Source organism: Salinimicrobium aquimaris (assembly GCF_035607535.1).
In the GTDB taxonomy this organism is placed as follows: domain Bacteria; phylum Bacteroidota; class Bacteroidia; order Flavobacteriales; family Flavobacteriaceae; genus Salinimicrobium.
Map to the genome: position 1 here is coordinate 590,940 of NZ_JAYDZX010000001.1, position 25,148 is coordinate 616,087.

Here is a 25,148-nt window from a genome sequence, read left to right on the forward strand (position 1 = left end):
TAGTTTTAGCCAAGAATTCAGTTTAAAACGACAGTAAGCAGGACATCAGGCCCGGTATGTTTAGACCTTTCCTTTTCTTTCTATTCAGCTTTATTTTCTCCTTCGGAATAGCTCAAACTCCAGAATTTCCTGTACCTGATACTTTGAGAGTTTCAAATGTTGCTCAAAAGCAGGGGCTTTCACAGCTCAACGTCCTGCAGTTTGATTTCGACGAAAATGGCTATCTATGGGCCGGTACCGAGGACGGACTCAACCGGTTCAACGGATATACCATGGAAACCTTTTCTCAGAACAGTGTAAATGGCACAGGACTGACAGATGACCACATCCGCGGACTTTTCTATGCCAATGATACCCTGTGGCTGGGCACAAACACCCATTCCCTGCAGGCCTATATTCCTTCAGAAGATAAATTCATTCACTACAAGGAGCATCCAAAGATCGCTGCAGATGCTTCCCTGAGCTATGCCCATGGAATTTATGAGGTAAATGACAGGTACCTACTGTTGAGCACCTTAAAGAACTGTATACTTATCGACAGAAGTTCAGGCGAAATCCACACAATTCCCTTACCCAAACCTTCTGTCAACGATTATGTACTGAGTCTTGTTTATCACTCAGAAAATGAAATTTGGCTGGGGACGTATTTCAATGGAGTTCTTCGGCTAAATCTTGAAAATAAGAGCATTGAAGACATGGAAAGCTTCAACGGTCTTGATGGAAATCCAATATATACTTTCCAGGAAACATCTCAAAAAGAAATATTGATCGGCACGCAGGAAGGCCTGTTTTTGTATTCCCTTCTTTCCGAAGAATTAGAACCTGTTAAGATCAACGATCAAAAGACGGGAATCAGAAGTTTTTATGACTGGAACGAGGATTATTTCCTGCTGGGCTGTACAAGCGGCCTGGGCTTTTTGAATAAGGAAACCTATGAATTCAAAAAAGTGATTCTTGCAGGATATGATAAAGAAATTTATTCACCTGTCGAAGTGCTTGATATTAAACAGGATTCTACTCATGGAGTCTGGATGTCTTCCCAGGGAAAAGGTTTGTTCTATTACCACCCTGCCAGACAAAAATTTACTCCAAAAAGAATTGATCTGAAAAATGAGCCTGAAAAAGAATACATCAGTATATTCAACTTTTTGAGAGAGGATGATACCCTGTGGATGACCACCACCATTGGCTATGTCAAGCACGATCTCAGGGAAAATACGTATAAGCTATACCGGACAGATCGTTTGGGCTACACCCTGGTCAAAGATATGCAGGACCAAATATGGGGTGGCGGCTTTAATCAGGGGCTTGAGAAATATGACCGGTCAAAGGATATGTTTATAGAGGTTACTCTCCAAACCGGCATAAGCGACAGGGACGTGGCAGAGATCATCCCACTGAGTAAGGACAGTTTATGGGTAAGCACCTGGTCTTCGGGGATCTACTCGGTAAATCCCGGGACTTTTCAATCCCATCCTGTTCAAATTAACGGAAATGAACTGCACCGTACCCGCGCTTCCTTTATCGATAGGGATGGAACAATTTGGCTGGGAGCCGATGACGGTCTCTATCATGTTAAGGCCCGGGAGACCATCAAGTATGAACATGATCCCGACAAAGAAAATTCTCTTAGTAATAACCGGGTCTTTAGTATCACCCGCGATGAAAAGAATAATCTTTGGATTGGAACAGCCAAAGGTCTTAACCGGCTCGACCTTAAGAGTGGTAGAATAACCCGTTACATGGAACAGGCAGGTTTACCCAATGACTTTATCTACGGGGTACTTACCGACAACAACAATGACGTTTGGGTAAGCACTAACAAAGGACTTTCAAAACTCAACACAGCTACCGGCACCTTTACAAATTTTACTGAACAGGACGGGCTGCAGAATGATGAATTCAATGGAAAGGCGGCTTATAAGGACAGCCTGGATTATCTCTATTTTGGAGGTATGAACGGATTTAATATTTTTCACGCAGATAGCATTCCGGTCAATGAATATGTGGGTAAAACCATAATTGAAAAGGTGGAGCTCTTTGGAAATCCAATTGACCGCAATATTATCTATACCGATACACTTTCTTTTGATCATGATGAGAATGTAATTACTTTCAACTATTCCTCCCTCAATTATCTTCTTCCGGAAAAAAACAGGTACCAATTCAAAATGCTTGGTTTTGACAAAGACTGGCGCCCTGTTACCAAAGAGAGAAGTACCACCTATACCAACTTAAATCCCGGCACCTATACCTTCATGGTCAAGGGCAGCAATAATGATCTCAAATGGGGAGCACCAGATTCTTTGGTACTTACCATTCGCGCTCCCTGGTATGAAAGCACCTTTTTTAGAATTTTCCTGGTGTTAGCATTGTTACTGTTGATTACCAGCTTTTTTCTTTTTCGCTACAATCAGAAGAAAAAGGAAAACATCCGCCTGCAAAAAATGGTGGATGGTAGAACTGCAGAGCTCAAGAGGTCCAATGATGACCTTAGTGCGGCTATGAACCTTGCAAAAGAGCAAAAGGAGAACATAGGGTTTCTAATGCAGGAACTCAACCACGGGGTAAAGAACAACCTGCAATTGATCGCCAGTCTGCTGGATATTCAAAAGGAAAGCATAACAGATAAGCTGGCAAAAAATAATCTGGAAGCTGCCCAAAACAGGTTATTTACAATAGCGACCATCCACGATTTGTTGAGTGAAAAAAGGCCGGGAGAAAACTTTAAACTTGACCTTTTCATTTCTATCCTTGCCAGGGAACTGGTTCACTTTATGGATGCACAGGTCGTTCTCAATTTCGATCTAAAGCCACTGGATGTTCACAAAAAATGTGTTACCCCTTTGGGAATAATCATAAATGAATTGGTCACTAACACTCTTAAGCATGCTTTTCCTGAAAATCAAACCCACAAAGAGATCAACATTTCCCTGCAAAAAGTAGGTGCTCTGGCTATATTAAAGTACAGCGACAATGGAATCGGCATGCCGGAAGATCTACAAAACAGGGAAAGTACGCTGGGTTTAAGCCTTATAAAAAATCTTGCACAACAGCTAAAGGGAGATATGGAAATTAAAAATGCAGATGGTACTTGTATAATAATTCAATTTCAATGTTAGTAGATAAGTTTTTTATAACTTAAAGCAGAATCTTTTTTTATGAACAGGATCCTATTGGTTGAAGATGAAATAATTATTGCTGAAAGTCTAAGGCTTTTTTTGAAAAAGAACTCCTATGAAGCTACTATAGCTACTAATGGAGAAAAAGCTATTCAAAATCTGAAGGACCTTGCTTTTGACGGAGTAATTTGTGACATCAACCTGCAGGAGAAAATGAATGGGATAGAGATCATTCAACAATTCCATGACCTGGAAAACATGGGCCTGTTATCTTCCTCACGGCTTACTCAAACCCGCAGGTCATGGAAAACGCAGAAGCCGTAACTCCTTATGCTTATATTATCAAACCTTTCAATAACCAGCAATTACTTACCACTCTTAATCTGGCGATAAAAAACAGGGCAAACTTTTCCCCGCCTCCGGCAAATAATCAACTAACAGAACAGCTAAGTCAGCGGGAGATCCAGATCCTTCAACTGCTTGCTACCGGAAAGACCAATAAAGATGTTGGGAAAGAACTTTACATCTCTAAATTCACTGTAGACACCCATGTAAAGAACATTAAAGAAAAGCTCAATCTAAACAAAAAAGGAGAGCTCATAAGATTTGTGCTTGCTAATCGTCTTGAGTCTTAGATCTTTTTTCTTCTTAAAAAAAAAATCCATTAGAAGCTGAAAGATTTCAGCCTCTAACGGATTCTTCAATTTATCTTTATCAGGTTTATCTAACCAGTTTCTTGTACTTGATCCTTTTTGGAGCCACATCTCCAAGACGTTTTTTCCTGTTCTCTTCGTATTCAGAGAAGCTACCTTCAAAGAAATAGACTTCAGAATTTCCTTCAAAGGCCAGAATGTGCGTACAAACCCTGTCCATAAACCAACGGTCGTGGGAAATAATTACTGCACAGCCGGCAAAATTCTCCAGACCTTCCTCCAGGGCACGTAGCGTGTTCACATCCAGGTCGTTAGTAGGCTCATCCAGCAGCAGCACGTTTCCTTCTTCCTTTAAGGTCATCGCAAGGTGGAGTCTGTTTCTCTCCCCTCCCGAAAGCTTGCTCACTTTTTTATTTTGCTCACTTCCGCTGAAGTTGAACCTGCTTAAGTATGCCCTGGAATTCACTTGCCTGCCACCCATCATGATTAACTCCTGCTCATCACTGAAATTCTGCCAGATAGTTTTCTCAGGATCAATGTTGGTGTGACTTTGATCAACGTAGGCAATCTTTGCAGTATCCCCTACCTCAAATGTTCCTTTATCTGGCTGCTCCTCTCCCATGATCATTTTGAAAATAGTGGTCTTACCTGCTCCGTTAGGCCCAATGATACCCACAATTCCTGCCTGGGGAAGTTTGAAGTTGAGATCATCATACAACAACTTGTCTCCAAAAGCCTTGCTTACTCCCTGTGCCTCAATTACGTTCGTACCAAGACGTGGCCCGTTGGGGATATAGATCTCCAGCTGCTCGTCCATTTGCTTCTGGTCCTGGCTAAGGAGCTTGTCGTAGTTATTAAGACGTGCTTTTTGTTTCGCCTGTCTTCCTTTGGGAGCCATTCTGGACCATTCAAGCTCTCGCTCTAAAGTCTTCTGGCGTTTGCTGGCCTGCTTTTGCTCAAGTGCCAGTCTTTTTGCCTTTTGATCGAGCCATGACGAGTAGTTCCCTTTCCATGGAATTCCTTCTCCCCTGTCGAGTTCCAGGATCCAGCCGGCAACATTATCGAGGAAATAACGGTCGTGAGTTACGGCGATCACAGTTCCTTTATATTGCTGAAGGTGTTGCTCCAGCCAAAGAACAGATTCTGCATCCAGGTGGTTGGTAGGCTCATCCAAAAGTAGCACATCGGGCTCCTGAAGCAGAAGTCGGCAAAGCGCCACTCTTCTTCTTTCACCTCCCGAAAGGACTCCAATCTTCTTATCGGGCTCGGGAGTTCTAAGAGCATCCATGGCTATCTCCAGCTTGGTATCCAGTTCCCAGGCATTACTTGCATCGATCTTATCCTGAAGCGCAGCCTGCTTGTCCATAAGCTTCTGCATCTTATCGGGATCTTCGTAAACTTCCGGAAGCCCGAACATGTCGTTGATCTTGTTGTACTCTTCAAGAATAGCAACAGTTTCGGCTGCACCTTCCTTAACTACTTCCAGCACCGTCTTATCATCATCCAACTTTGGCTCCTGTTCGAGATATCCCACAGAATATCCCGGAGCGAAAACCACATCGCCCTGGTAATTCTTTTCTTCCCCGGCAATAATACGCAGCAAGGTGGATTTACCCGAACCGTTCAATCCAAGGATCCCGATCTTTGCCCCGTAAAAGAAACTTAGGTAAATATTCTTAAGTACCGGCGTATTTGCTCCCTGATACGTCTTTGTGACGCCCGACATGGAGAAAATCACTTTCTTATCATCTGCCATAAAATGCTGTTTTTCAATTTGTTTTCTAAAGATTATAAAATCTTCTTCTTATTCCACTTAAGAGACAAATATCACAATTTTAGAATTGATTCTATTGCTGCTTCCAAATAATTTCAGGAGGAATAAAGTCCGAGGTGCCTCAGGATGATCAAAAGCTGCCCGCTGTGATAGGAAGTATGTTCAATGACCAGCAGAATTTCCCTGAAAAGAGTATGTTTCTCGCTGGAAGGAACTTTATCATTGAGACCGGCTTCTTCAGAATTAATAAGTTGCCTTAGTTTTTGACGATCTTCAAAAAAGGCATTTTTGAGAGCTTTCCATTCCGCCGCATCTCGTGGTCCCTGTTGTTGAGACCAATATTCCGCCGGCCAGTGTGGTGCGCTATAATCTACTTCTGTACAATAGCTCAAAATGTCCCGCTGGGTGTACCAGATGTGATAAAAAAGTTCATAAAATGAATATGGAAGATCATGTGGCCTAACGGAGAGTTGATCGAATGGTATAAGGTTTAGCATTTCATCAACAGTCAGGAAAGCTTCCCCTCCAAAAAGGTGCTTTGAGAGCGTCTTCTTCAAACCGAATTCTGCAGGCATAACCACTTTTTCTCAAAAATACCTAATTGTGGGGATTGCTAAGTAATTTAGAAACAGATAAATTACTGCTTCATTTGATAGGATATAATGATCAAATTAAAAATTACCTTTTCCGGTTTTGTTCTCCTGGCCTTTTTTTCAATGCAGACAGTTTTTGCCCAGGAAACTATAGAGCCTGTTGAAGAGAGAGATTACAAGGTGAGACCGGTACGGCTGGGACTTAAATTAGGATTTCCCAATGTTATAGGAGGAAATATTGAATATGTCACTCCTTTGTTTAACGACAGGCTGGCGGTAAATGTAGATTACTCCAATATTAGATCTGACTGGTTCCTGGCTGAAGAAGACGACGACACCGAAACTACCGAACTTAATTTCTCGTACCTGGAAGGGGGGCTGAACTACTATTTCTTCAAGGCAGGAAAAGGCTTGTACGGAGGGTTGAGTTACGGCAGGTTCAAATTCGAAGGACAAACCTCTGTTGAAAAGGACGGGCAGGAAGGGATAGGAGAAATAGATTACTCCCATAGTTCGATAGGTATTAAATTAGGAGCAAAGATCGGTGGCCTGTTCTACCTGAGACCGGAAATTGGCTATGCATTCGATTCTATGCCTGAAACAGTAGATTACACAGCCAATTATGAAGATGGAACCTCTGAAAGAGAGACCTACGATTTGGTTGAAGAATTAGCCGTGCCAGATATCTTCTTCAAAGGATTCATGGCCAATATAGGTATTGGCTTTGCATTTTAGATTATTTGGATAACCAGGAGAGGGGGTGAAAAATGTTTTACCCCCTCTTTAATTTATGTGGTATGCTGCCCTTAAAATGGCTGTTATTAAACTCTACCCTTTAATGCATTAAAGGCCCAGGACATCACAAAAAAACCTATTCCCACGGTAGAAAAGCCTATTGCGTAATCCTGATATTTAAGCACTCCTAAAAGAACCAGGGCAATACCTATTAATAATGTGCAAAAAGATGCCCATGCAAAAATTGAATTTTTGTTCATTCCCATAATACCAGCAAGTAATTTAGTTAATGCAGTTATTGCTAACAGGCGGTAAAAGTAATAATGTGTAGCAACCGCTTCTATGACAAAGATCGCATTTTAATATGTTTTTATAAAGATTTTTAGTTCAGGGCTTTTTGTATTTTAGCAACCATTGAAAAATCTGCAATTTTTGAAATACTTGAAAAAACCAGATTTGAGATCATAAACCGACTATTTTACTGTATCAATGGATATTGAATTCAACAAGAACGAAGACCACAACAAACTATTAGTTTCAGATTTAAAACAACGCCTCAAACAGGTAAAACTCGGAGGCGGAGAAAAAAAGATCGCCAAACATCACGCTAAAGGAAAGATGACTGCCCGGGAACGGGTAGATTATTTGCTGGATGATGAATCCGATTCGATTGAAATCGGAGCTTTTGCAGGAGAAGGAATGTACAAAGAGCATGGAGGGTGCCCTGGTGGCGGAGTCGTTGTAAAGATTGGGAAGATCTCCGGTCAACAGTGTATTGTAGTCGCTAATGATGCTACGGTTAAAGCAGGTGCATGGTTCCCAATAACAGCAAAAAAGAACCTTCGGGCGCAGGAAATAGCTATAGAAAACAAACTTCCTATTATTTACCTGGTAGATTCGGCGGGAGTTTATCTGCCAATGCAGGATGAGATCTTCCCCGATAAGGAACATTTTGGGAGGATCTTTAGAAATAATGCCGTAATGAGTAGCATGGGAATCACCCAAATTTCAGCGGTTATGGGAAGCTGTGTAGCGGGGGGAGCTTACCTTCCAATCATGAGCGATGAAGCCCTGATAGTAGAAAAAACCGGAAGTATCTTTCTTGCAGGAAGCTATCTTGTAAAAGCTGCTATAGGAGAATCAATAGACAATGAAACCCTGGGAGGAGCTACTACTCACAGTGAAATTAGCGGTGTGACCGACTATAAAGCTAAAGACGACAAAGATGCACTCGACACCATCAAAGGCTTGATGGATAAGATTGGCAGCTATGAGAAAGCAGGCTATAACAGGAAACAACCTAAGAAACCTGCCAAAGATCCAAAAGAGATCTATGGTATTCTCCCAAAGCTGCGTCATGAGCAGTATGATATGCGTGAAATCATAGCAAGGCTGGTGGATGATTCAGAATTCCAGGAATATAAGGAAGGATACGGGCAAACCATTATAACAGCTTATGCCAGGATTGACGGCTGGGCGGTTGGAATCGTTGCCAATCAGCGCAAGATCGTCAAAAATGCCAAAAAAGAGATGCAGTTTGGCGGCGTGATCTATTCAGACTCTGCCGATAAAGCTACCCGCTTTATAGCCAACTGCAACCAAAAGAAAATTCCGCTGGTGTTCCTTCAGGATGTGACAGGATTTATGGTAGGCAGTAAAAGTGAACACGGTGGCATTATAAAAGATGGTGCAAAAATGGTTAATGCGGTGAGCAATTCGGTAGTACCAAAATTCACAGTGATCATTGGAAACTCGTATGGCGCAGGTAACTACGCTATGTGCGGAAAAGCTTATGATCCCCGACTCATTTTCGCCTGGCCTAGTGCCGAGCTGGCAGTAATGGGTGGAACTCAGGCTGCAAAAGTGCTCGCTCAAATCGAGACTGCAGCTATGGAAAAGAAAGGTGAAAAGGTCGACGCCGAAAAAGAGAAAAAAGTATTTGAAGAAATAAAAGCGAGGTATGACCGCCAAACTTCAGCCTATTACGCCGCAGCCCATCTATGGACAGATGCTGTAATAGATCCCCTGGAGACAAGAAAATGGATCTCGACAGGGATCGAAGCGGCAGATCACGCTCCAATTGAAAAAGATTTTAACCTGGGAGTGATCCAAACCTGATCTATGAAATTCCTGTGCATCACTGTCGTCTGCGTTCTTTTTAGTCTTTCCGGCTTTAGCCAGAACATACCTGAAGGGATGGAGAACAGAAAAATAAAGAGGTACATCCCAATAGAACATATTAGGGAAAAAGGGCTGATCCTGACAAAACAAGATTCTCTCAACTTCCATTTTCGTGACAGGGATACGCTCGTACTGGTTTCCCCTGCTCTTGAATTTCATTTTCCTGAAGGTATACGGGTACAGATAAAACCACAGGATTCTCTCTTCATTGAAAAATACAAGGAGACGGTTTATGGACCCCGGACCAGAAGGGATAGAAATAAACAAAGCCTTAAGATCTGGAGGAATGGGATCCGGTTATATTTTGATCCTTCTGTTCCAAAAAGGCATCAAAAGGAATTACTAAAGTTCGCTGAAGATCTGGACTCCAGGGTGGACTCTCTGACCATTAGCAAAGTGAGGAAAAGAGAAGATGCGAATTACCTGGTCTTCTACAGGAATAGTGACGAAGACTTCGACCTGGACCCCAGAATATCGGATAAAAGATCGGGCTACTATCTCAACTGGTCTAAAAATAAGGATATAACGAGAGGCTCCCTTAAAATCAACACATACGCTTACGAAGATAAAGAGGCAGTCCTTAAAGATCTTAAAATGCGGTTTTTTGAGACCCTTGGTTATTTTAAATATGCCGGGAAACTGCCCTGTGGAAGCCTGTTATCTGCCTGCAGGGGTGAAAAAGAACTATCCGAAGAAGATCTCGAAATTCTGAAATATCACTACTCCTATCAAAACTGTTATGGGATAGGTTTAAAAGCATTTGAAGCTCAACATGAACACCGCCGGCAAAGATTTGCCGAATATCCTTACATTATGATGTATGTTTCTCATCCCATTGAACAGTGATCTTTATGAAAAATAGTATTCTTCTTTTAATATTCCTTTCCTGTAGCACATTAGCTGCCCAGGTAGTCACCAGCAATCGCCTGTTCACTGAAGCAGATACCCTTAGAGGTTCTTTGCGAGCAGAAAGAGCTTACGATGTATTTAAATATAACCTTCAGGTAAAGGTTGAACCCGAGGAACGGTATATATCTGGCTTCAACGGCATAACTTTTAAAGCTGAAAAAGATCTGCCTGTAATGCAGGTAGACCTCTTTGCGAACATGAGGGTTGATTCTATAATTTTCCGCGGAAAGAGAATGGATTTTAAGCGGCGTCACAATGCGGTTTTCATAGATCTGGAGCCCGTGGTTAAGCAGAATGAGAAAGATTCCATCAGGTTCTTTTATTCCGGAAACCCTATTGTTGCCAAAAATGCACCCTGGGATGGAGGTTTTGTTTTTGACAAGGACCGGCAGGGAAACCATTGGATCGCAGTGGCCGTTCAGGGAACCGGAGCCAGCCTCTGGTACCCTAATAAGGACCATCAAAGCGATGAACCCGAGGAAGCTCTTATAGGCATTGCTGTACCTAATGATCTCATGAACGTATCCAATGGCCGTTTTGTAGGCAAAGAGATCCTCGACGATGGCTTTACCCGCTGGAACTGGAAAGTGAGCAATCCCATCAATAATTATAATATTGTGGTCAATATTGGGAACTATGTTCATTTTGACGACCAGTTCCGCCATCTGGATCTGGATTATTATGTGCTGCCTTACAATCTAGAAAAGGCTAAAGAGCAATTTGAAGAGGTGAAGTTCATGATGAACTGTTTTTATGAGAAATTCGGAGCTTATCCCTTTGAAAGTGATGGATTCAAACTGGTCGAAACTCCTTACCTGGGCATGGAGCACCAAAGTGCAGTTGCATATGGCAACCAGTTCCAAAAAGGGTATCTGGGAAGGGATCTCAGCGGGACAGGTGTGGGTCTAAAGTGGGATTTTATCATAATCCATGAAACGGGTCACGAATGGTTTGGGAACAGCATAACAGCAAAAGATATTGCCGATATGTGGATCCACGAAGGTTTTACTTCATATTCTGAAGCTGTTTACATAGAGTGCAGGTGGGGGAAAGAAGAAGCCCTGAAATACATACAGGGAATAAGAAACAACATAGCCAATACCAAAAAGATCATCGGTACATACGGGGTCAATAGTGAAGGTTCGGGAGATATGTACTATAAGGGATCCAACCTCCTCAATAACATAAGAAGCATTTATAATGACGATGAGCTATGGTGGAAAACACTTAAAGATTACACAGAAACTTATCGTCACAAGACCATTACAACAAAAACTACTGAAGATTTCTTCAATGCTGCCATAGATTATGACCTGCAGCCTGTCTTTGATCAATATCTGCGTCATGCTGCTTTACCCGAACTACAATTCAAAAAAGAAGGAAAAAATGTTCAATACAGGTGGCAAGCTGATGTTGCGGGATTTGATATGCCCGTTGACATCGTGATCAACGGAAAGGAGATCAGGATACATCCTACTCAAAAATGGCAAAAACTCGAACAGAGAGTAGAGTTAGTCGACGCAATTGAAGTTAAAGAAGCGGAGTTCTACATCAGGCGCAAAAACCTGAAGGAGGTTTAAAAGGTTCATCTATAAGATCTTGACTCATTTATTCTGAGAATAATTCTGGCGTAATTTATTAATTTTCAGTAAATTATAGCTTCAAACATTTGGAGTTATGATGACGATCAAATCCTTAAACAAATGGGCCAATGCGCATACATATTATCCGCTTGACCTGCTGAGAATTGCTTTAGGAGTTTTCTTCTTCTTAAAAGGAATTCAGTTCATTTCACAAACCCACATGCTTACAGAACTCATTGGGCCTCTTAAAGGCTATGGTGGTGTAATGCTGGCAATTCATTACATAGCGCCTGTTCATTTGGTGGGTGGATTGCTCATTGCTTTTGGTTTGCTCACCCGCTGGGCACTGGTAGCACAAATACCAATTTTACTGGGCGCGATCCTGATTAATTTTGTAGGGCTAATGAACTGGGGCAACCTGTTGCTTGCACTGGTAATTCTTGCCGTGAGTGTGTTCTTTATCTTTTACGGTTCCGGAAAACATTCAGTGGATTATTACCTCAAAATGAAGATGTAACCTAGATCATTCTACTCTTCAAGGTGTTGGCGCGATGAATTTTTCCGTTGGGGGTTTCTTCAAATTTCTCAACGAAGTAGATCTTTTTGGGTACTTCAAATTTACCAAGTTTTCGGCATGCCTTGATCTCCCGTTCAAGATTGTGGAGTGCAACTTCAGAAAATTCGCTTTCCACCATCAATATCAACTTTTCACCCAGGGCAGGATCTGGTAAAGAAGTGACAAAGAACCTGTGCGCAATTATTGGAGCCAGTTTAGCTTCAATTTCTTCGGGATGTAGCTTCACACCTCCTGAATTTATAATGTTGTCGATCCTTCCTTTCCAAATAAAACTCTTTTCTGAAACCAGGTCTACAACATCATTAGTGACCAGGATTTCATCTGAAAGTTGTGGTGCATCAATCACCAAACAGCTTCTATCATCCACATCGATCTTTACATTAGGCAATGTTGTAAAAGGCACGGGCTCTTCCCCGCTCTTTTTAGCCGGGTTGATACGGCGCGCGGCTATATGAGAAACGGTTTCGGTCATGCCGTAGGTTTCATAGACCTCTGTACCTATCCCCTGCACCAGGTTGCGAAGATTGGCAGATACCGCTCCACCACCTACGATGAGCTTCTTTATGAGATGTAAACGACTGAGGGAATTATCCAGTTGAAAAGGGGTCATTGCACAAAAGTCATAGATCTTGAAAATACGATCCAGCGGATTTGCTTTTGGAAGTTCCAGATCCAGCTTCCAGCCCAGGAGCATTGCGCGTACCAGCATCATTTTACCTGCAATGAAATTCACCGGGAGACAGTGCAGTGCGGTGATCCCCTGGCCCAGGTCAAAATACTTAGCGGTTGCCCTGGCACTGTTGATCATTTGCTGCTTCTTGATATGAATTCTTTTTGGTGGCCCGGTAGATCCAGATGTTCTGACTTCTACATAATCTTTATCATTAAGCCAGTCCAGCAAAAAATTTCCTGCCTGGCCTTCATACGGCTCTCCTTCCTTGATAAGGCTATAAGCTACCGCAGCCAGATCTTCATTGTTGTAGAATAAACCATTAAGCCTGAATTCGGGATGTGTTTCAGGTAAACTGAACTTATCTTGCATAACTTTAATAAAGTTTAACGCTTAAGACTTAAAGTTAACAAATTGTACAGGAATATTAAATTTCTTCAGAATACTTTAAGGTTTGAGGCGGCGGCGGACTTACTTTTCCAAACAATTTTTCGCGCCAGTTACTCCACTTGTAGGTCCTGGCCATCAAAAAGAGAAATATAGGGTACACCACAAAAATGGGAAGGAGAATATCCAATCCCGCAGAAGGTTCTGAAACATCTTTAAGGACAGAGTTAGTTTCAAAGGCGGTCCAGTCTGCTGTTATTAATAAAGCTCCTACAAGGTTATTACCGGCATGAAATCCTAACGCAAGTTCAAGCCCCTCATCCATAAGGGTCATGATCCCGAGGAGCAGACCTGTTCCTATATAGTAGACCATGATGATATAACCCAGTTTTTCAACTTCAGGATTCCACAAGTGCAGGCTTCCAAAGATCACCGAGGTCACTATTAACGGCACCCACCTGTTCCCGGCAAGAACTCCGATCCCCTGCATCAAATAACCTCTGAAGAGATATTCTTCAAAGCTCGTTTGTAACGGCACCATAATGAAGGCAATGGCAGCAAGAATAAGGAAAGGTATCATCTGGAAGTTCCACAGAAAATCTTCTGGACGTAAATTATAGTCTATTACCGTCGTCACTATGGTGAATACAGCAATAATACTGAAGCCAAACAAGAAGCGGCCCCAGTCTACCTTTTTCCGGGTTGTGGTTGCCTCCTTTATCTTTTGCTCATGTAGGAACCTTATAACAAACAGAAGTGCGGCAAGTCCCACTGCAAAAGACAGTAGAAGCAAAAAGAACGAGAGGTTGGAGTCCAGGACCTGCATCATTTCTGCCTGGGTAAGGTTTAAAATTTCAGGCCCTGCTTCAAAGAAAAGAGCTGCCATAAAGGGCAAAGCCCCAAATAACTGCCAGGCCAGGAAAATAATTACCAGGCCAATAACATATCGCCACCATTCGGTTTTTGCATTGTAGGCTTGCTTAATGAACATGATATAATCTATAGGTTAAAATTCCATTTTTGAGAAGGATTGTACCGCAACTCTCCCTTTGATACCTGCAGGGGAGATTCAAAGTTATTGGTGTACAGACCTCCTGTTCCCAGCCCCTGTGGCATAGGATTGTCTAAAGTGTAGGTGAATTGTGCAATAGCATTCAATCCCACATTACTTTCCAATGCACTTGTGATCCACCAGTGCGTCTCCCGCTTTTCCAGCAGATCTATCCATTCCTGCGTCCCCTTCATTCCACCAATTAAGCTGGGTTTAAAAATCAGGTATTGAGGTTCTATTGTTTGTAAGAGCTTTTTCTTTTCTGTTACATCGGTCACGCCTATTAGTTCTTCATCAAGAGCTATTGGCAGTGGAGAAGCCTTGCACAGCCGGGCCATTTCTTCTGCCTGGCCTTGTTTTATGGGTTGTTCTATACTGTGGAGATCCAATTCGCTCAACCGCTTCAGTTTCTCGAGAGCTTCAGCCGGAGAGAAAGCGCCGTTGGCATCCACTCTTATCTCTATTTCTTCTGAAGTAAATTCCCGGCGAATATATTTCAGAAGATCAATTTCAGTTTCAAAATCAATGGCTCCGATCTTCAGCTTGATACATCTAAAGCCACCTTCGATCTTTTGAATGATCTGTTCTTTCATGAACTGCTCCTCTCCCATCCAAACGAGTCCGTTTATAGATATAGCCGCTTCGCCCCGGGTAAAGTCTGAAGGAAACAGCACAAAGGGATCATTTGCAGCAAGCGACCTGAAGGCCATTTCCAGCCCAAACTGAATGCTGGGAAATTCTCGTAACTCCTCCCACAGCTTTTCTTCCCCCAAAGCAATATTTTCACAAACCCACTTCAGCTTTTCTTCATAATCCGGCCGGTCGTCAAAGCTAAGGCTTCTTAAGATACCGCATTCTCCAATTCCTGTCTTCCCATCTCTTTCCAAAATCAAGAACCAGGTTTCCTTTTGAGTAAGAACGCCCCGGGAGGTTCCGCTGGGGCGCTTAAAGTTGAGAATATACTTGCTGTATCGGGCGTTCATGCAGGGAATTGTAATGGTAAATACTAAATAAAAAAATAGAAAGTCTTAAAAAGGACAATGTTAGCTACTAACTATCAAATAAATATTATAGCTCAATACTTTCTCCTGCTTCCAGCAACATAAGATCTTTTCCTTTTTCGTAGAATTTTCGCTTTGCCTCCTCATGATCTATTTCAATATATCCAAAAGTGTCGTAGTGACAACCAAGCACTTTATCGCATTCTACAAAATCACTCGCCACAATAGCGTCATCCACTCCCATAGTAAAGTTGTCCCCTATAGGGAGAATAGCAAGATCCAGCTTTGTGTGCATGGGGATAAGTTTCATATCCATTGTTAGGGCAGTATCTCCCGCAATGTAAATATTTTTGTGTTCCCCTTCAATTACAAATCCGCCGGGTTGCCCGCCGTAGCTTCCATCGGGAAATGAACTGGTATGAATGGCATTCACATATTTTACGGTTCCAAAATCAAAGCTCCATTTCCCACCATGATTTAATGGATGTACCTCCAGCCCTTTGCTTTCGTAATGAGATGTGATCTCATAGTTACTTATGATCACAGCTCCCGTTCTTTTAGCTATTGCCTCTGCGTCCAGAGTATGGTCCTGGTGAGCATGGGTGAGCAGGATGTAGTCTGCCTTTAGGTCCTCAATATTCACCTTGTCCTTTACCTTATCATTTCCTGTAATGAAAGGATCTATTAACAGGGTTATTCCTTTGACTTCAATTGAAAAAGTACTGTGTGCGTATTGCGTAATTTTCATGATGTGGTATTTTCAAAACAAATTACAAAATCTACCAAAAATTACCTTCCGAAAAAGGCATTTTTGGGACCTATAATACCTGACCTAAGGAAAAGAGAAGCGCCAAAAGAAAGGTTCCCAGGGCAAGTTTCTTTAATTCGGGATCCAGCAGAACGGGATTTTTATTTTCCATTACCCTCTTTAAATGCATCAAAAGCGGATAAAATGCCACCAGATAAAAAATGTCATCAATCCCCGTAAAAGAAAAGGCCGAAAACATTATGATACAGGTAAAGGCTGCCAGCAACAGAAAATAATGATATTGTTTGGCATTTTTGACACCCATCTTCACAACAAGTGTATTCTTGCCGGCCTTAGCATCGGCTGCACAATCGCGCATGTTGTTCAGGTTGAGAACTCCTGCACTTAAGAACCCGATGGTCGCGGCAGGCAGCAACACCCTCCAATCCCATTCCAGGGAATAAAGAAAATAGCAACCGTAAACGCCTACCATTCCAAAAAATACAAAGACAAAGACATCACCCAGGCCGCGATAGCCATAGGCAGAATCTCCTACTGTATATTTCACGGCAGCGGCAATGGCAGCAATACCCAGAAGCAGGAAGATAATTCCATAAAAAAGACTTCGGGTTCCAAAGGCGATATAAATAAGAGTAACCGCAAAGATGAAGGTAAGTATTCCCGTCGTCACCATGCCGTAGTACATCTCTTTGCGGCTTATCAATCCGCTTTGCAAGGTGCGTTCAGGACCTACCCGCTCTTCATTATCTGTTCCTTTTACAAAATCCCCATAATCGTTTGCGAAATTTGACAGGATCTGTAAACCTAAAGTTGTCGCGAGAGCAAGAGCAAAGATCACAGCATTGAACTCCCCCTGAGCCACAGCTATGGAGCTGCCCACCAGGATCCCCGAAATGGAAAGCGGAAGTGTTCTTAATCTTGCTGCACTTACCCAGCTGTCAATATTTGCCATTTAATTCATTATTTTAAACAGGAGCTCCTTTAATAGATCTCCCTGTGGAACATTTGCAGCCCCTACTCCTTTTCCTTTCACATCTGTATCTCTCAAAAATGAGATAATACTGCTCACTTTTTTCATATTGTAATTACGGGCAGCTGTCACGTAATCTTTAACAAAGAACTTATTCACCTTCAGGGTTCTTGCCACATTGAGTTCAGATCTATCTGTAAGGGCATGGTATTGCTGTAGCTGAGAAAAGAAGCTGAAGAGCAGCCCCACCGTCACCACCATAGGATGATCCTTTTCATTTTGTGAGAAGTAATTGATTATTCGGTGTGCCTTTAGCGTATCCTTCATCCCAATTGCCTTACGCAGCTCAAAAATGTTGAAATCCTTACTTATCCCAATGTTTTCTTCAATGAGTTCTGGAGTGATGATAGTTCCCTTTGGTGCTATTAGCTGAAGTTTTTTCAGCTCATTGTCGATCTTGTCTAACTGGTTCCCTAAAAACTCCAGCAGCATTTGTGCAGCTTTAGGTGATATTTGATAGCCTCTCGAATGCATTTCTTTTTGTATCCAGTCAACTACCTGATTTTCATACAACCGCTTGTTCTCATAAAGCACTCCTGTCTTAGCGACAGCCTTGTAGAGTTTCTTTCGCTTATCCAGTTTTTTATACTTGTAATTGAAGACAAGGACGGTCGAAGGCTGCGGATTTTCGGCATAGGATGTTAACTGTTCAATGCTGCGGGAGAGATCCTGGGCCTCCTTTACAATGATCACCTGCCTTTCGGCCATCATGGGAAAACGCTTGGCATTACCTACAATATCATCAATGCTTACATCACGACCGTACAAAACCATTTGATTAAACCCCTTTTCATCTTCCTGCAGTACGTTATCCTCAATATAATCGGAGATCTTATCAATGAAATAAGGCTCCTCTCCCGTTAAAAAATAGATGGGTTTTACATCTCCTTTTTTAATGGCAGTTACAATATTTTTTACGTCATCCATTTACAGCTGGTTTTCCGAAGGGGTTGAAGAGATCTTTCTTCTGAAAAAATTCTACTTTTGAGCATGCTTGAACTTAACTTCCCCCGGTACTCATTTCGGCTCAAAAATAGCGAAAATAAAGTAGCTGTTTTTGATGAGCTTCGGAAAAAATTTGTTTTGTTAACGCCCGAAGAATGGGTGCGTCAACATGTGGTACAGTTTCTTCTACAGGAAAAGAATTTCCCTAAAAGTCTGCTCAATGTCGAAAAACAGCTGAAGATACACGACCTTATCAAGAGATACGATGTGCTTGCATACCGACCCGATGGCAGCATTCATCTTGTGGTGGAGTGTAAAGCTGCTTCGGTGCCTATAACGCAGGATACCTTTGATCAAATAGCCCGCTACAATCTCGCACTACAGGCCGATTACCTTATGGTGACCAATGGGCTGCAGCATTATTTTTGTCAGCTCGACTATGAAGCGGAAAAATATCACTTCCTCCCCGATCTTCCGGAATGGTCATGAAAAATACCTTTTTTGACAGCTTAACTTCCTATACTTCAATTTTCCTTTAATTTGCAACAGTGAAAACAGCAGTCGTAATACTCAACTGGAATGGGAAAGCTTTGCTGGAGCAATTTCTTCCTTCGGTTGTTGAACATTCCCCGGAAGCCACAATTTATGTGGCCGATAATGCTTCCACAGACGATTCTGTTTCTTTTCTTCAAAAAGCTTTTCCGCAGGTAAGAATCATTCAGAATCAAGTGAATGGCGGATTTGCAAAGGGCTATAACGAGGCCCTGGCAGGTCTTAAAGAAGATATTTTTGTTTTGTTGAACAGTGATGTGGAAGTGACTCCAGGCTGGTTGCCTCCATTGCTGGATGAAATGAAGAATGGCAAGGTAGCGGCAGTCCAGCCAAAGATCCTCAACTACCGGAAAAAAGATCACTTTGAATATGCAGGCGCGGCAGGTGGTTTTATTGATGCTTTAGGTTATCCCTATTGCCGCGGAAGGATCTTTGATACCCTGGAAAAAGACCTCGGCCAATACGATGAGAATCACGAGGTATTCTGGGCATCGGGAGCCTGCATGATGGTAAGGAGAATTGACTTCATGAAAGCAGGAGGATTTGATGAAGATTTCTTTGCACACCAGGAAGAAATAGACCTTTGCTGGCGTTTTTTTAACATGAACAGGAAGGTGAAAGCTGTTGGTGGATCAAGGGTGTATCACCTCGGGGGAGGAACCTTGAACAGCATGCATCCCCGTAAGACATTTTTAAACTTTAGGAACAGCTTGTTCGTGCTACTAAAGAATGCTCCAAAAAAGCAGCTTTTCCTGTTGATTTTTTTCCGTTTGATCCTCGACGGACTTGCGGGAATAAAATTTATTTTTGAGCTAAAACCCTCACACACAGCTGCTATTTTAAAAGCGCATGGTAATTTTTACCTCCAGTTCAGAAAAATGTTGAAAAAAAGGAACAATCTTCAAAAAAGCACAAAATATTATCATAAAACCTCCGTTGTATGGGCATATTATCTGCGGGGAAACAGGACGTTTGAAAAGCTATAAATAATTTCGGTTAAAGTGCTATTTAAATTTCTCAGTGAGCTCAGATTTTGTACTTTTGACTCGTTTAACATTTAATCACAACAATTTAAAGAATTATGAAAAAATTCATGCTTTTATCGGCAACTGCTGCCCTCCTTCTTTCTTCATGTGTTTCTCAGAAGAAATATGCCGAGCTGGAAGCTCAACAAAAGGAGACTCAGGACAAGTTAAACACTGCGACAGTAAAGCTTAACTCCTGTCTTGACGAAAAGGAAAGATTGAACCAACAAATAAATCAACTTAGTAACCAGAACACAGCCTTGTTGAACAACGTGGGTGATCTTGCTACTTTGTCTAAGAAAGAAGCCGAAAACCTTGAACGTTCTTTGGAAAGTATCAAGGAGAAAGATATGAAGATCCAGCGTATGCAGGATGCCATTACCAAGAAAGATTCTGTAACTCTTGCTTTGGTAACCAGCTTAAAAGGCGCTCTTGGAAATATCAATGACGAAGACATCCAGATCAACGTAGAGAAAGGTGTGGTATATGTTTCTATTTCTGATAAACTTCTATTCGAAAGTGGAAAGTACAACGTTACTCCACGTGCTAAAGAAGTACTTGGAAAAGTTGCTACTGTTGTTAAGAACAGACCAAATATTGAATTCATGGTTGAAGGTCACACAGATGACAAACCAATTAGAAATGCAGTTCTTCAGGACAACTGGGATCTTTCTGTAAAAAGAGCTACTTCTGTAGTACGCGTTCTTCAGGAAGAGCACGGTGTTGAGCCACAAAGAATGACTGCTGCAGGTAGAAGTTACTATGTACCTGTTGCTTCTAACGAAACTGCTGAAGGTAGAGCTAAGAACAGAAGAACACGTATTGTGATCCTTCCAAAGCTTGATCAGTTCTACAACCTTATTGAAGAAGGAATGAAGACTGCTGAATAAGCAATTTCACCTTTTCTTATTAAAGCCCGGCACCTGCCGGGCTTTTTTTATTCTTACATTTGAACCCTCTCTCCTACAACTTTAACATGTTAATTTTCAGTTAATTACAATATCAAGAAGTAGATTCCTTTATTTTTACCATTCCCCTACCCCAAAAATCTTAAAAGAATCTGCTATGTTACGTCTCTGCAAAAAACTGCTGGTGCCGCTGCTTTACTCTATTGTGTTTGTAGCCTGTGAACCTGAACAGCCTGAAACTTCACTAGAAGCATACCTGAAGCCTACCAGTTCCCAACTTGTTTCTCATAAAACCCTTTCTGATAAATCGATTGCTCCCAGTATCCAGCTGATTTCCGAGAACCTGCAGGAGGCAGTGCTCAATGCTATTGTTCCAACCGAATGTGGGGCTACAAAATTTTCGGAAGTACAATGGAAACACTTTACTGCACTTGCAGCAGACTCTGTCGCAATGGCAAATTTTCAGCAGTACATACACCTAAACCGTTATGCTCCTTTTCTGCCCATTGGGGAACAGTATTTTGGTAAAAATGGGGAACACACTCAACTGGTTCAAAGACTCGTAAGAGATCTGGAGAGGTTTTGGGACATGGACAAAGAAATACAGGTCTATGGACAGCACAACGAGACTCTAAATAACAAAGATAAACTCATAGATATTCTATGGTACCTAATCGAAGATGTAGAAGAAAAGGAACACCTTATCCCCCTGGCCGAAGAGATCCTCTACTACAACAGCATCTCCGCGGTTTTACTGGAGTCCCCATTTATTTCCAGTGATGGATATGCCTCTTACAACGGGAGAATTGTCATTGGAGATGGTCTTATTCAACTTTTTGCGGAGACCGGCCTGGAGGAAGAAATAGTCTGGACAGGGATCCTGACTCATGAATGGGCACACCAGATCCAGTTCCAGCATATGGATCTCTGGTATCCGCTGGCTTTTGACAGTGCGGCAGAAAGAACCAGAACATTGGAACTGGAAGCCGACTTCTTTTCGGGATATTATATGACCCATAAACGTGGTGCAACATATAACTGGAAAAGAGCAGAAGAATTCTTTGAACTTTTTTATCAGGCAGGAGATTGTTCTTTTGAATTTGAACAACATCATGGTACACCCCTTCAGAGAAAACAGGCTTCCTATGAAGGATACCTGCTGGCCGAAGCAGCTAAAAAGAAAGGACATATACTTTCCCCCCGGGAATTACATGATTATTTCGAACAAAAGGTACTTCCAGATGTTCTGGAACAACTAGAGTATCTCTAAACTACCTTTACCTTCCCTGATCACCTCGGGTTCGGGAGTAGTAAGATCTATTACCGTAGAAGGGATATTATCTCCGTACCCACCGTCGATAACAATATCTACCAGATGATCCCATTTTTCAAGGATGAGCTCGGGATCTGTAGTATATTCCAGAACCTCGTCATCATCACGAATAGATGTGGAGACAATAGGGTTACCCAGGCCGGCGACGAGCGCCCTGCAGATGTTGTTATCGGGAACCCGGATACCAACAGTTTTCTTCTTTCTAAAAACCGATGGCAAATTGTTGTTCCCCGGAAGAACGAAGGTGTAAGGACCGGGTAAATTCCGCTTGAGGATCTTAAAAGTTGGAGTATCTATCTGCCTTACATAATCTGAAAGGTTGCTCAGACTTTCACAGATAAAGGAAAAGTTGGCCTTTTCTAACTTGACCCCTCGAACCTGAGCTATTCGCTCCAGAGCTGCATTATTCGTTATATCACAACCCAGACCATAAACTGTGTCCGTAGGATAAATAATAAGGCCTCCATCTCTTAAGGCCTCCACAACTCTTTTTATTTCCTTTGGATTTGGGTTCTCTTCATAGATCCTGATTAACTCTGCCATAGTTGTAATTATTTAAATGCACCAAAAATTACAAAAAATTCAGGGCCTTTTGATATAACTTTCAGGAAAAATTAGTCCTTTCTCTCTACTTCGCTTTCAAGCTTAAGAACTTCATTTCCGTTTTCCTGCTTTATGTACAGAGCTTTGTTATCAGGTTTTCCCTTGCGGGTGACCTTTGTCCCTTTGATTGTGTGGGTGACTTCATGATCAAAGGTATCTTCTACCTTCCCGGTAGCTGTTCCCTTGCCCCATTTCCATGTTACTTCTGTTCCTTCTCTTATCATTTTTTATTTTTAAAATTAAAAAGAAGAACCAGCTTAACCTAAAGAATAACATATACTTAACCTCAGGAAAGTACTTTGAGCTTAGCGAATTTGAGGAGTAGTTTTTTAATTCCGCCATTCTCGAAATTGATCTCAGCTTTTTTATCCTGCCCTACCCCTTCTATGCTCAGGACTTTTCCTTTTCCAAATCTCATATGCTCTACCTCATCTCCTGCCTCCAGTTTCACAGCAGGACCAGAAGGTACCGGAGCATTCGGAGAAGTGGCCGGCCGCAGTTTCCTCAGCTTCCGGAGTTGTTCATCTGTAGGTTTATGAGACGGTGGCGGCGTCCCGTTCACAGGCTTGGTTTGGCGGAATTTACTTTTATCCACTTCCCCAAATATATCGGTATCTATTAGGGGTTTGTATTTATATTCATCCTGAGGGACCATAAATTCGAGAAACTTGTCATCGATCTCCTCTATGAATCTACTCGGTTCGGCGTCCACTAATTTCCCCCAGCGATAGCGCGACTGGGTATAGGTGAGAAAAGCTTTTTTCTCTGCCCGGGTGAGCGCTACATAAAAGAGACGGCGTTCTTCCTCAAGTTCAGATCTTGTGTTCATACTCATGGCCGAAGGAAAAAGATCCTCTTCCATTCCAACGATATACACAAAAGGAAATTCCAGTCCTTTTGCCAGGTGAATGGTCATCAAAGCAACCCTGTCATCATCGCCTGAATCTTTATCCATATCGGTGGCAAGGGCAACATCTTCCAGGAATTCTGTAAGGGATCCTGTGGCATCTGCAAGTTCTTTCTGGCCTTCCACAAAATCCCGCATCCCGTTAAGCAGTTCTTCAATGTTTTCGATTCGGGCAATACCCTCGGGAGTCCCATCTTTTTTGAGCTCCTGAAGCAAACCGGTCTTCTTTGCAACATTCTCGGCTATAGTGAAGGCATCGGCTGTTTCATTCATGATCTGGAAACTTTTGATCATGTTGACAAAGTTCTCCAGCTTATTTTTGGTACCCCTGTTTATCTTGAGATCGATCCTGTCCAGATTTTCAATGATCTCAAAAATGGATCTTTTATAATGGTTCGCTGCAATTGTTAAGCGGTCTACAGTAGTTTGACCGATCCCACGGGCGGGGTAATTGATCACCCGCTTAAGGGCCTCCTCATCTTTCGGGTTGATCACTAATCGCAAATATGAGAGAACATCTTTGATCTCCTTGCGCTGGTAAAATGAAAGTCCGCCATAAATTCGATACGGAATATCTTTTTTTCGAAGAGCATCTTCCATGGCCCTACTCTGGGCATTGGTGCGGTAAAGAATTGCAAAGTCTCCATTCTTCAACTGCTGCTCCATTTTATTCTCAAAAATGGAACTCGCAACAAACCTTCCTTCCTCCCCATCGGTAAGCAACCTGTTCACCACGATCTTTGGACCATCCTCATTCGCCGTCCATACCACCTTTTCCAGCCTGGTCTTGTTCTTTTCGATAATGGAGTTAGCAGCCTCCACGATATTTTTAGAAGAACGATAATTCTGTTCAAGACGGTAAGTCTGTACGTCGTCATAATCCTTCTGAAAATTCAGGATATTGTTGATGTTAGCCCCTCGAAAAGCATAGATACTCTGCGCATCATCTCCTACCACACATATATTCTGAAATTTATCTGAAAGTGCTTTCACAATAAGATATTGTGAGTGGTTAGTATCCTGATACTCGTCAACCAGGATATACCTGAAGCGATTCTGATACTTCTGAAGCACATCTGGAAACCTGTTGAGCAATTCATTGGTCTTGAGCAAGAGATCATCAAAATCCATTGCCCCCGCCTTGAAACACCTGTCGACATATTCCCTGTAGATCTCACCCAGGCGCGGCTTTTTCGACATGGCATCGGCCTCCATAAGTTCCGGATTCTGGAAATAAGCTTTTACTGTGATCAAACTATTCTTATAGGAAGAGATGCGGGAATAGACCTGCTTGTATTTGTAGACATCCTTATCCAGCCCCATTTCTTTTATGATTGCCGAAATAAGCCGCTGGGAATCCTGAGTGTCGTAAATCGTAAAGTTCGAGGGATACCCAAGCTTATCGGCTTCGAAACGCAGCATTTTAGCAAAGATGGAGTGAAAGGTTCCCATCCACAGGTTCTTGGCTTCGCTATTCCCCACGATCTTTGCAATACGCGTCTTCATTTCACGGGCTGCCTTATTAGTAAAGGTAAGTGCCAAAATATTAAAGGCATCAACTCCCTGGCTCATAAGGTAGGCTATGCGATAGGTAAGAACACGTGTCTTGCCCGATCCCGCACCTGCAATTACGATCATAGCTCCGTCTTTTTGCAAGACCGGAGCCCTCTGTGCATCATTCAGTTCGGCTAAATAGGATTCCAATTTTATCTTCTTTTGAACGGTGAAAATAAGTAAAATGAGCTAAAAACCGAACCCCGCGGTTGTTTCTTTTTAACCTTTACGAGACTCCTTTTTCAGGCATTTTACAATTTTTTTAAAGAAATTAATTTTGGAGCTG

Annotated in this window: 24 protein-coding genes; 12 read left to right on the top strand and 12 right to left on the bottom strand. The window is 42.2% G+C overall.

The features are described 5' to 3' along the window. The first annotated feature begins 56 nt into the window (after window positions 1–56). Genes VR862_RS02645 through VR862_RS02655 form a run of 3 tightly spaced genes read left to right on the top strand, consistent with a single transcriptional unit; the run spans window position 57 to window position 3,757 of the window. A complete protein-coding gene (locus tag VR862_RS02645) occupies window positions 57–3,122 on the top strand; it encodes a ligand-binding sensor domain-containing protein (RefSeq protein ID WP_324719392.1) in 3,066 nt (1,021 codons plus the stop codon). A 39-nt stretch (window positions 3,123–3,161) separates the two neighbouring features. After that, on the top strand, window positions 3,162–3,446 hold the full coding sequence (locus VR862_RS02650; RefSeq protein ID WP_324719393.1) for a response regulator: 285 nt from the start codon (window positions 3,162–3,164) through the stop codon (window positions 3,444–3,446). Continuing rightward, a complete protein-coding gene (locus VR862_RS02655) occupies window positions 3,425–3,757 on the top strand; it encodes a response regulator transcription factor (protein ID WP_324719394.1) in 333 nt (110 codons plus the stop codon). The genes VR862_RS02650 and VR862_RS02655 overlap by 22 nt, the downstream gene beginning before the upstream one ends. Window positions 3,758–3,842: 85 nt before the next feature. Here the strand turns inward: VR862_RS02655 and ettA are convergent, their stop codons facing one another. Together ettA and VR862_RS02665 are read right to left on the bottom strand one after the other, a co-directional pair. Next, window positions 3,843–5,531, bottom strand: a complete 1,689-nt coding sequence (gene ettA, locus VR862_RS02660) for an energy-dependent translational throttle protein EttA (protein ID WP_324719395.1) — start codon at window positions 5,529–5,531, stop codon at window positions 3,843–3,845. A 113-nt stretch (window positions 5,532–5,644) separates the two neighbouring features. After that, complete coding sequence (locus VR862_RS02665) at window positions 5,645–6,124, bottom strand: DinB family protein (RefSeq protein ID WP_324719396.1); 480 nt, start codon at window positions 6,122–6,124, stop codon at window positions 5,645–5,647. 87 nt (window positions 6,125–6,211) lie between these two features. On the opposite strand from VR862_RS02665, the gene VR862_RS02670 reads away from it, so the two are divergent. Then, entirely contained in the window at window positions 6,212–6,877 is a 666-nt protein-coding gene (locus VR862_RS02670) for a hypothetical protein (protein WP_324719397.1), read from the top strand. An 86-nt stretch (window positions 6,878–6,963) separates the two neighbouring features. On the opposite strand, the gene VR862_RS02675 is transcribed toward VR862_RS02670, so the two are convergent. Further along, window positions 6,964–7,143: a CAL67264 family membrane protein gene (locus VR862_RS02675; protein ID WP_324719398.1), complete on the bottom strand. Its 180-nt coding sequence runs from the start codon at window positions 7,141–7,143 to the stop codon at window positions 6,964–6,966. 223 nt (window positions 7,144–7,366) lie between these two features. Between VR862_RS02675 and VR862_RS02680 the strand changes: the two genes are divergently transcribed. From VR862_RS02680 to VR862_RS02695, 4 genes are all read left to right on the top strand, one after another. Next, window positions 7,367–8,995 carry an acyl-CoA carboxylase subunit beta gene (locus VR862_RS02680; RefSeq protein WP_324719399.1) on the top strand — a complete coding sequence of 543 codons (1,629 nt, stop codon included), beginning with the start codon at window positions 7,367–7,369 and terminating at the stop codon, window positions 8,993–8,995. 3 nt (window positions 8,996–8,998) lie between these two features. Further along, the gene (locus VR862_RS02685) at window positions 8,999–9,904 is read left to right on the top strand and encodes a hypothetical protein (RefSeq protein ID WP_324719400.1); all 906 of its coding nucleotides are present in this window, start codon (window positions 8,999–9,001) and stop codon (window positions 9,902–9,904) included. Window positions 9,905–9,909: 5 nt separating this feature from the next. Next, window positions 9,910–11,547 carry a M1 family metallopeptidase gene (locus VR862_RS02690; RefSeq protein ID WP_324719401.1) on the top strand — a complete coding sequence of 546 codons (1,638 nt, stop codon included), beginning with the start codon at window positions 9,910–9,912 and terminating at the stop codon, window positions 11,545–11,547. Between the two features lie 97 nt (window positions 11,548–11,644). Then, the gene (locus VR862_RS02695) at window positions 11,645–12,067 is read left to right on the top strand and encodes a DoxX family protein (protein ID WP_324719402.1); all 423 of its coding nucleotides are present in this window, start codon (window positions 11,645–11,647) and stop codon (window positions 12,065–12,067) included. 1 nt (window position 12,068) lies between these two features. Here VR862_RS02695 and VR862_RS02700 read toward each other — a convergent pair whose 3' ends face one another. The 6 genes from VR862_RS02700 to holA all read right to left on the bottom strand — a co-directional run bounded on the left by VR862_RS02700 (window position 12,069) and on the right by holA (window position 17,962). Then, entirely contained in the window at window positions 12,069–13,169 is a 1,101-nt protein-coding gene (locus tag VR862_RS02700) for an AMP-binding protein (RefSeq protein ID WP_324719403.1), read from the bottom strand. A 55-nt stretch (window positions 13,170–13,224) separates the two neighbouring features. Then, on the bottom strand, window positions 13,225–14,175 hold the full coding sequence (locus tag VR862_RS02705) for a CPBP family intramembrane glutamic endopeptidase (protein ID WP_324719404.1): 951 nt from the start codon (window positions 14,173–14,175) through the stop codon (window positions 13,225–13,227). Between the two features lie 8 nt (window positions 14,176–14,183). Next, window positions 14,184–15,218, bottom strand: coding sequence for an o-succinylbenzoate synthase (locus VR862_RS02710; RefSeq protein WP_324719405.1), 1,035 nt, complete (start codon window positions 15,216–15,218; stop codon window positions 14,184–14,186). A gap of 85 nt (window positions 15,219–15,303) precedes the next feature. Next, window positions 15,304–15,984: a metal-dependent hydrolase gene (locus VR862_RS02715; protein ID WP_324719406.1), complete on the bottom strand. Its 681-nt coding sequence runs from the start codon at window positions 15,982–15,984 to the stop codon at window positions 15,304–15,306. A gap of 70 nt (window positions 15,985–16,054) precedes the next feature. Then, the gene (gene menA / locus VR862_RS02720) at window positions 16,055–16,957 is read right to left on the bottom strand and encodes a 1,4-dihydroxy-2-naphthoate octaprenyltransferase (RefSeq protein WP_324719407.1); all 903 of its coding nucleotides are present in this window, start codon (window positions 16,955–16,957) and stop codon (window positions 16,055–16,057) included. Continuing rightward, window positions 16,958–17,962: a DNA polymerase III subunit delta gene (gene holA / locus VR862_RS02725; protein WP_324719408.1), complete on the bottom strand. Its 1,005-nt coding sequence runs from the start codon at window positions 17,960–17,962 to the stop codon at window positions 16,958–16,960. It abuts the gene before it with no gap. A gap of 63 nt (window positions 17,963–18,025) precedes the next feature. Between holA and VR862_RS02730 the strand changes: the two genes are divergently transcribed. The 4 genes from VR862_RS02730 (at window position 18,026) to VR862_RS02745 (ending at window position 21,735) form a co-directional block, all read left to right on the top strand. After that, the gene (locus tag VR862_RS02730) at window positions 18,026–18,469 is read left to right on the top strand and encodes a type I restriction enzyme HsdR N-terminal domain-containing protein (RefSeq protein WP_324719409.1); all 444 of its coding nucleotides are present in this window, start codon (window positions 18,026–18,028) and stop codon (window positions 18,467–18,469) included. Between the two features lie 59 nt (window positions 18,470–18,528). Further along, on the top strand, window positions 18,529–19,518 hold the full coding sequence (locus VR862_RS02735; RefSeq protein WP_324719410.1) for a glycosyltransferase family 2 protein: 990 nt from the start codon (window positions 18,529–18,531) through the stop codon (window positions 19,516–19,518). Between the two features lie 95 nt (window positions 19,519–19,613). Beyond that, window positions 19,614–20,447, top strand: a complete 834-nt coding sequence (locus VR862_RS02740) for an OmpA/MotB family protein (protein ID WP_324719411.1) — start codon at window positions 19,614–19,616, stop codon at window positions 20,445–20,447. 175 nt (window positions 20,448–20,622) lie between these two features. Beyond that, window positions 20,623–21,735, top strand: a complete 1,113-nt coding sequence (locus VR862_RS02745; RefSeq protein WP_324719412.1) for a M48 family metalloprotease — start codon at window positions 20,623–20,625, stop codon at window positions 21,733–21,735. Here VR862_RS02745 and VR862_RS02750 read toward each other — a convergent pair. The 3 genes from VR862_RS02750 to VR862_RS02760 all read right to left on the bottom strand — a co-directional run bounded on the left by VR862_RS02750 (window position 21,721) and on the right by VR862_RS02760 (window position 25,012). Further along, window positions 21,721–22,341 (bottom strand): L-threonylcarbamoyladenylate synthase, encoded by a 621-nt coding sequence (locus tag VR862_RS02750; protein ID WP_324719413.1) that lies wholly within the window; start codon window positions 22,339–22,341, stop codon window positions 21,721–21,723. The genes VR862_RS02745 and VR862_RS02750 overlap by 15 nt on opposite strands. A gap of 71 nt (window positions 22,342–22,412) precedes the next feature. Next, window positions 22,413–22,625 (bottom strand): hypervirulence associated TUDOR domain-containing protein, encoded by a 213-nt coding sequence (locus tag VR862_RS02755; RefSeq protein WP_324719414.1) that lies wholly within the window; start codon window positions 22,623–22,625, stop codon window positions 22,413–22,415. 62 nt (window positions 22,626–22,687) lie between these two features. Further along, window positions 22,688–25,012, bottom strand: a complete 2,325-nt coding sequence (locus tag VR862_RS02760; RefSeq protein WP_324719415.1) for an ATP-dependent helicase — start codon at window positions 25,010–25,012, stop codon at window positions 22,688–22,690. Between the last annotated feature and the right edge of the window lie 136 nt (window positions 25,013–25,148).

Bases quoted from the DNA above. Each gene is read 5' to 3' on its own strand.
- VR862_RS02645 (WP_324719392.1), top strand. From the start codon at position 57: ATGTTTAGACCTTTCCTTTTCTTTCTATTCAGCTTTATTTTCTCCTTC.
- VR862_RS02650 (WP_324719393.1), top strand. From the start codon at position 3,162: ATGAACAGGATCCTATTGGTTGAAGATGAAATAATTATTGCTGAAAGT.
- VR862_RS02655 (WP_324719394.1), top strand. From the start codon at position 3,425: ATGGAAAACGCAGAAGCCGTAACTCCTTATGCTTATATTATCAAACCT.
- ettA (WP_324719395.1), bottom strand. From the start codon at position 5,531: ATGGCAGATGATAAGAAAGTGATTTTCTCCATGTCGGGCGTCACAAAG.
- VR862_RS02665 (WP_324719396.1), bottom strand. From the start codon at position 6,124: ATGCCTGCAGAATTCGGTTTGAAGAAGACGCTCTCAAAGCACCTTTTT.
- VR862_RS02670 (WP_324719397.1), top strand. From the start codon at position 6,212: ATGATCAAATTAAAAATTACCTTTTCCGGTTTTGTTCTCCTGGCCTTT.
- VR862_RS02675 (WP_324719398.1), bottom strand. From the start codon at position 7,143: ATGGGAATGAACAAAAATTCAATTTTTGCATGGGCATCTTTTTGCACA.
- VR862_RS02680 (WP_324719399.1), top strand. From the start codon at position 7,367: ATGGATATTGAATTCAACAAGAACGAAGACCACAACAAACTATTAGTT.
- VR862_RS02685 (WP_324719400.1), top strand. From the start codon at position 8,999: ATGAAATTCCTGTGCATCACTGTCGTCTGCGTTCTTTTTAGTCTTTCC.
- VR862_RS02690 (WP_324719401.1), top strand. From the start codon at position 9,910: ATGAAAAATAGTATTCTTCTTTTAATATTCCTTTCCTGTAGCACATTA.
- VR862_RS02695 (WP_324719402.1), top strand. From the start codon at position 11,645: ATGATGACGATCAAATCCTTAAACAAATGGGCCAATGCGCATACATAT.
- VR862_RS02700 (WP_324719403.1), bottom strand. From the start codon at position 13,169: ATGCAAGATAAGTTCAGTTTACCTGAAACACATCCCGAATTCAGGCTT.
- VR862_RS02705 (WP_324719404.1), bottom strand. From the start codon at position 14,175: ATGTTCATTAAGCAAGCCTACAATGCAAAAACCGAATGGTGGCGATAT.
- VR862_RS02710 (WP_324719405.1), bottom strand. From the start codon at position 15,218: ATGAACGCCCGATACAGCAAGTATATTCTCAACTTTAAGCGCCCCAGC.
- VR862_RS02715 (WP_324719406.1), bottom strand. From the start codon at position 15,984: ATGAAAATTACGCAATACGCACACAGTACTTTTTCAATTGAAGTCAAA.
- menA (WP_324719407.1), bottom strand. From the start codon at position 16,957: ATGGCAAATATTGACAGCTGGGTAAGTGCAGCAAGATTAAGAACACTT.
- holA (WP_324719408.1), bottom strand. From the start codon at position 17,962: ATGGATGACGTAAAAAATATTGTAACTGCCATTAAAAAAGGAGATGTA.
- VR862_RS02730 (WP_324719409.1), top strand. From the start codon at position 18,026: ATGCTTGAACTTAACTTCCCCCGGTACTCATTTCGGCTCAAAAATAGC.
- VR862_RS02740 (WP_324719411.1), top strand. From the start codon at position 19,614: ATGAAAAAATTCATGCTTTTATCGGCAACTGCTGCCCTCCTTCTTTCT.
- VR862_RS02745 (WP_324719412.1), top strand. From the start codon at position 20,623: ATGTTACGTCTCTGCAAAAAACTGCTGGTGCCGCTGCTTTACTCTATT.
- VR862_RS02750 (WP_324719413.1), bottom strand. From the start codon at position 22,341: ATGGCAGAGTTAATCAGGATCTATGAAGAGAACCCAAATCCAAAGGAA.
- VR862_RS02755 (WP_324719414.1), bottom strand. From the start codon at position 22,625: ATGATAAGAGAAGGAACAGAAGTAACATGGAAATGGGGCAAGGGAACA.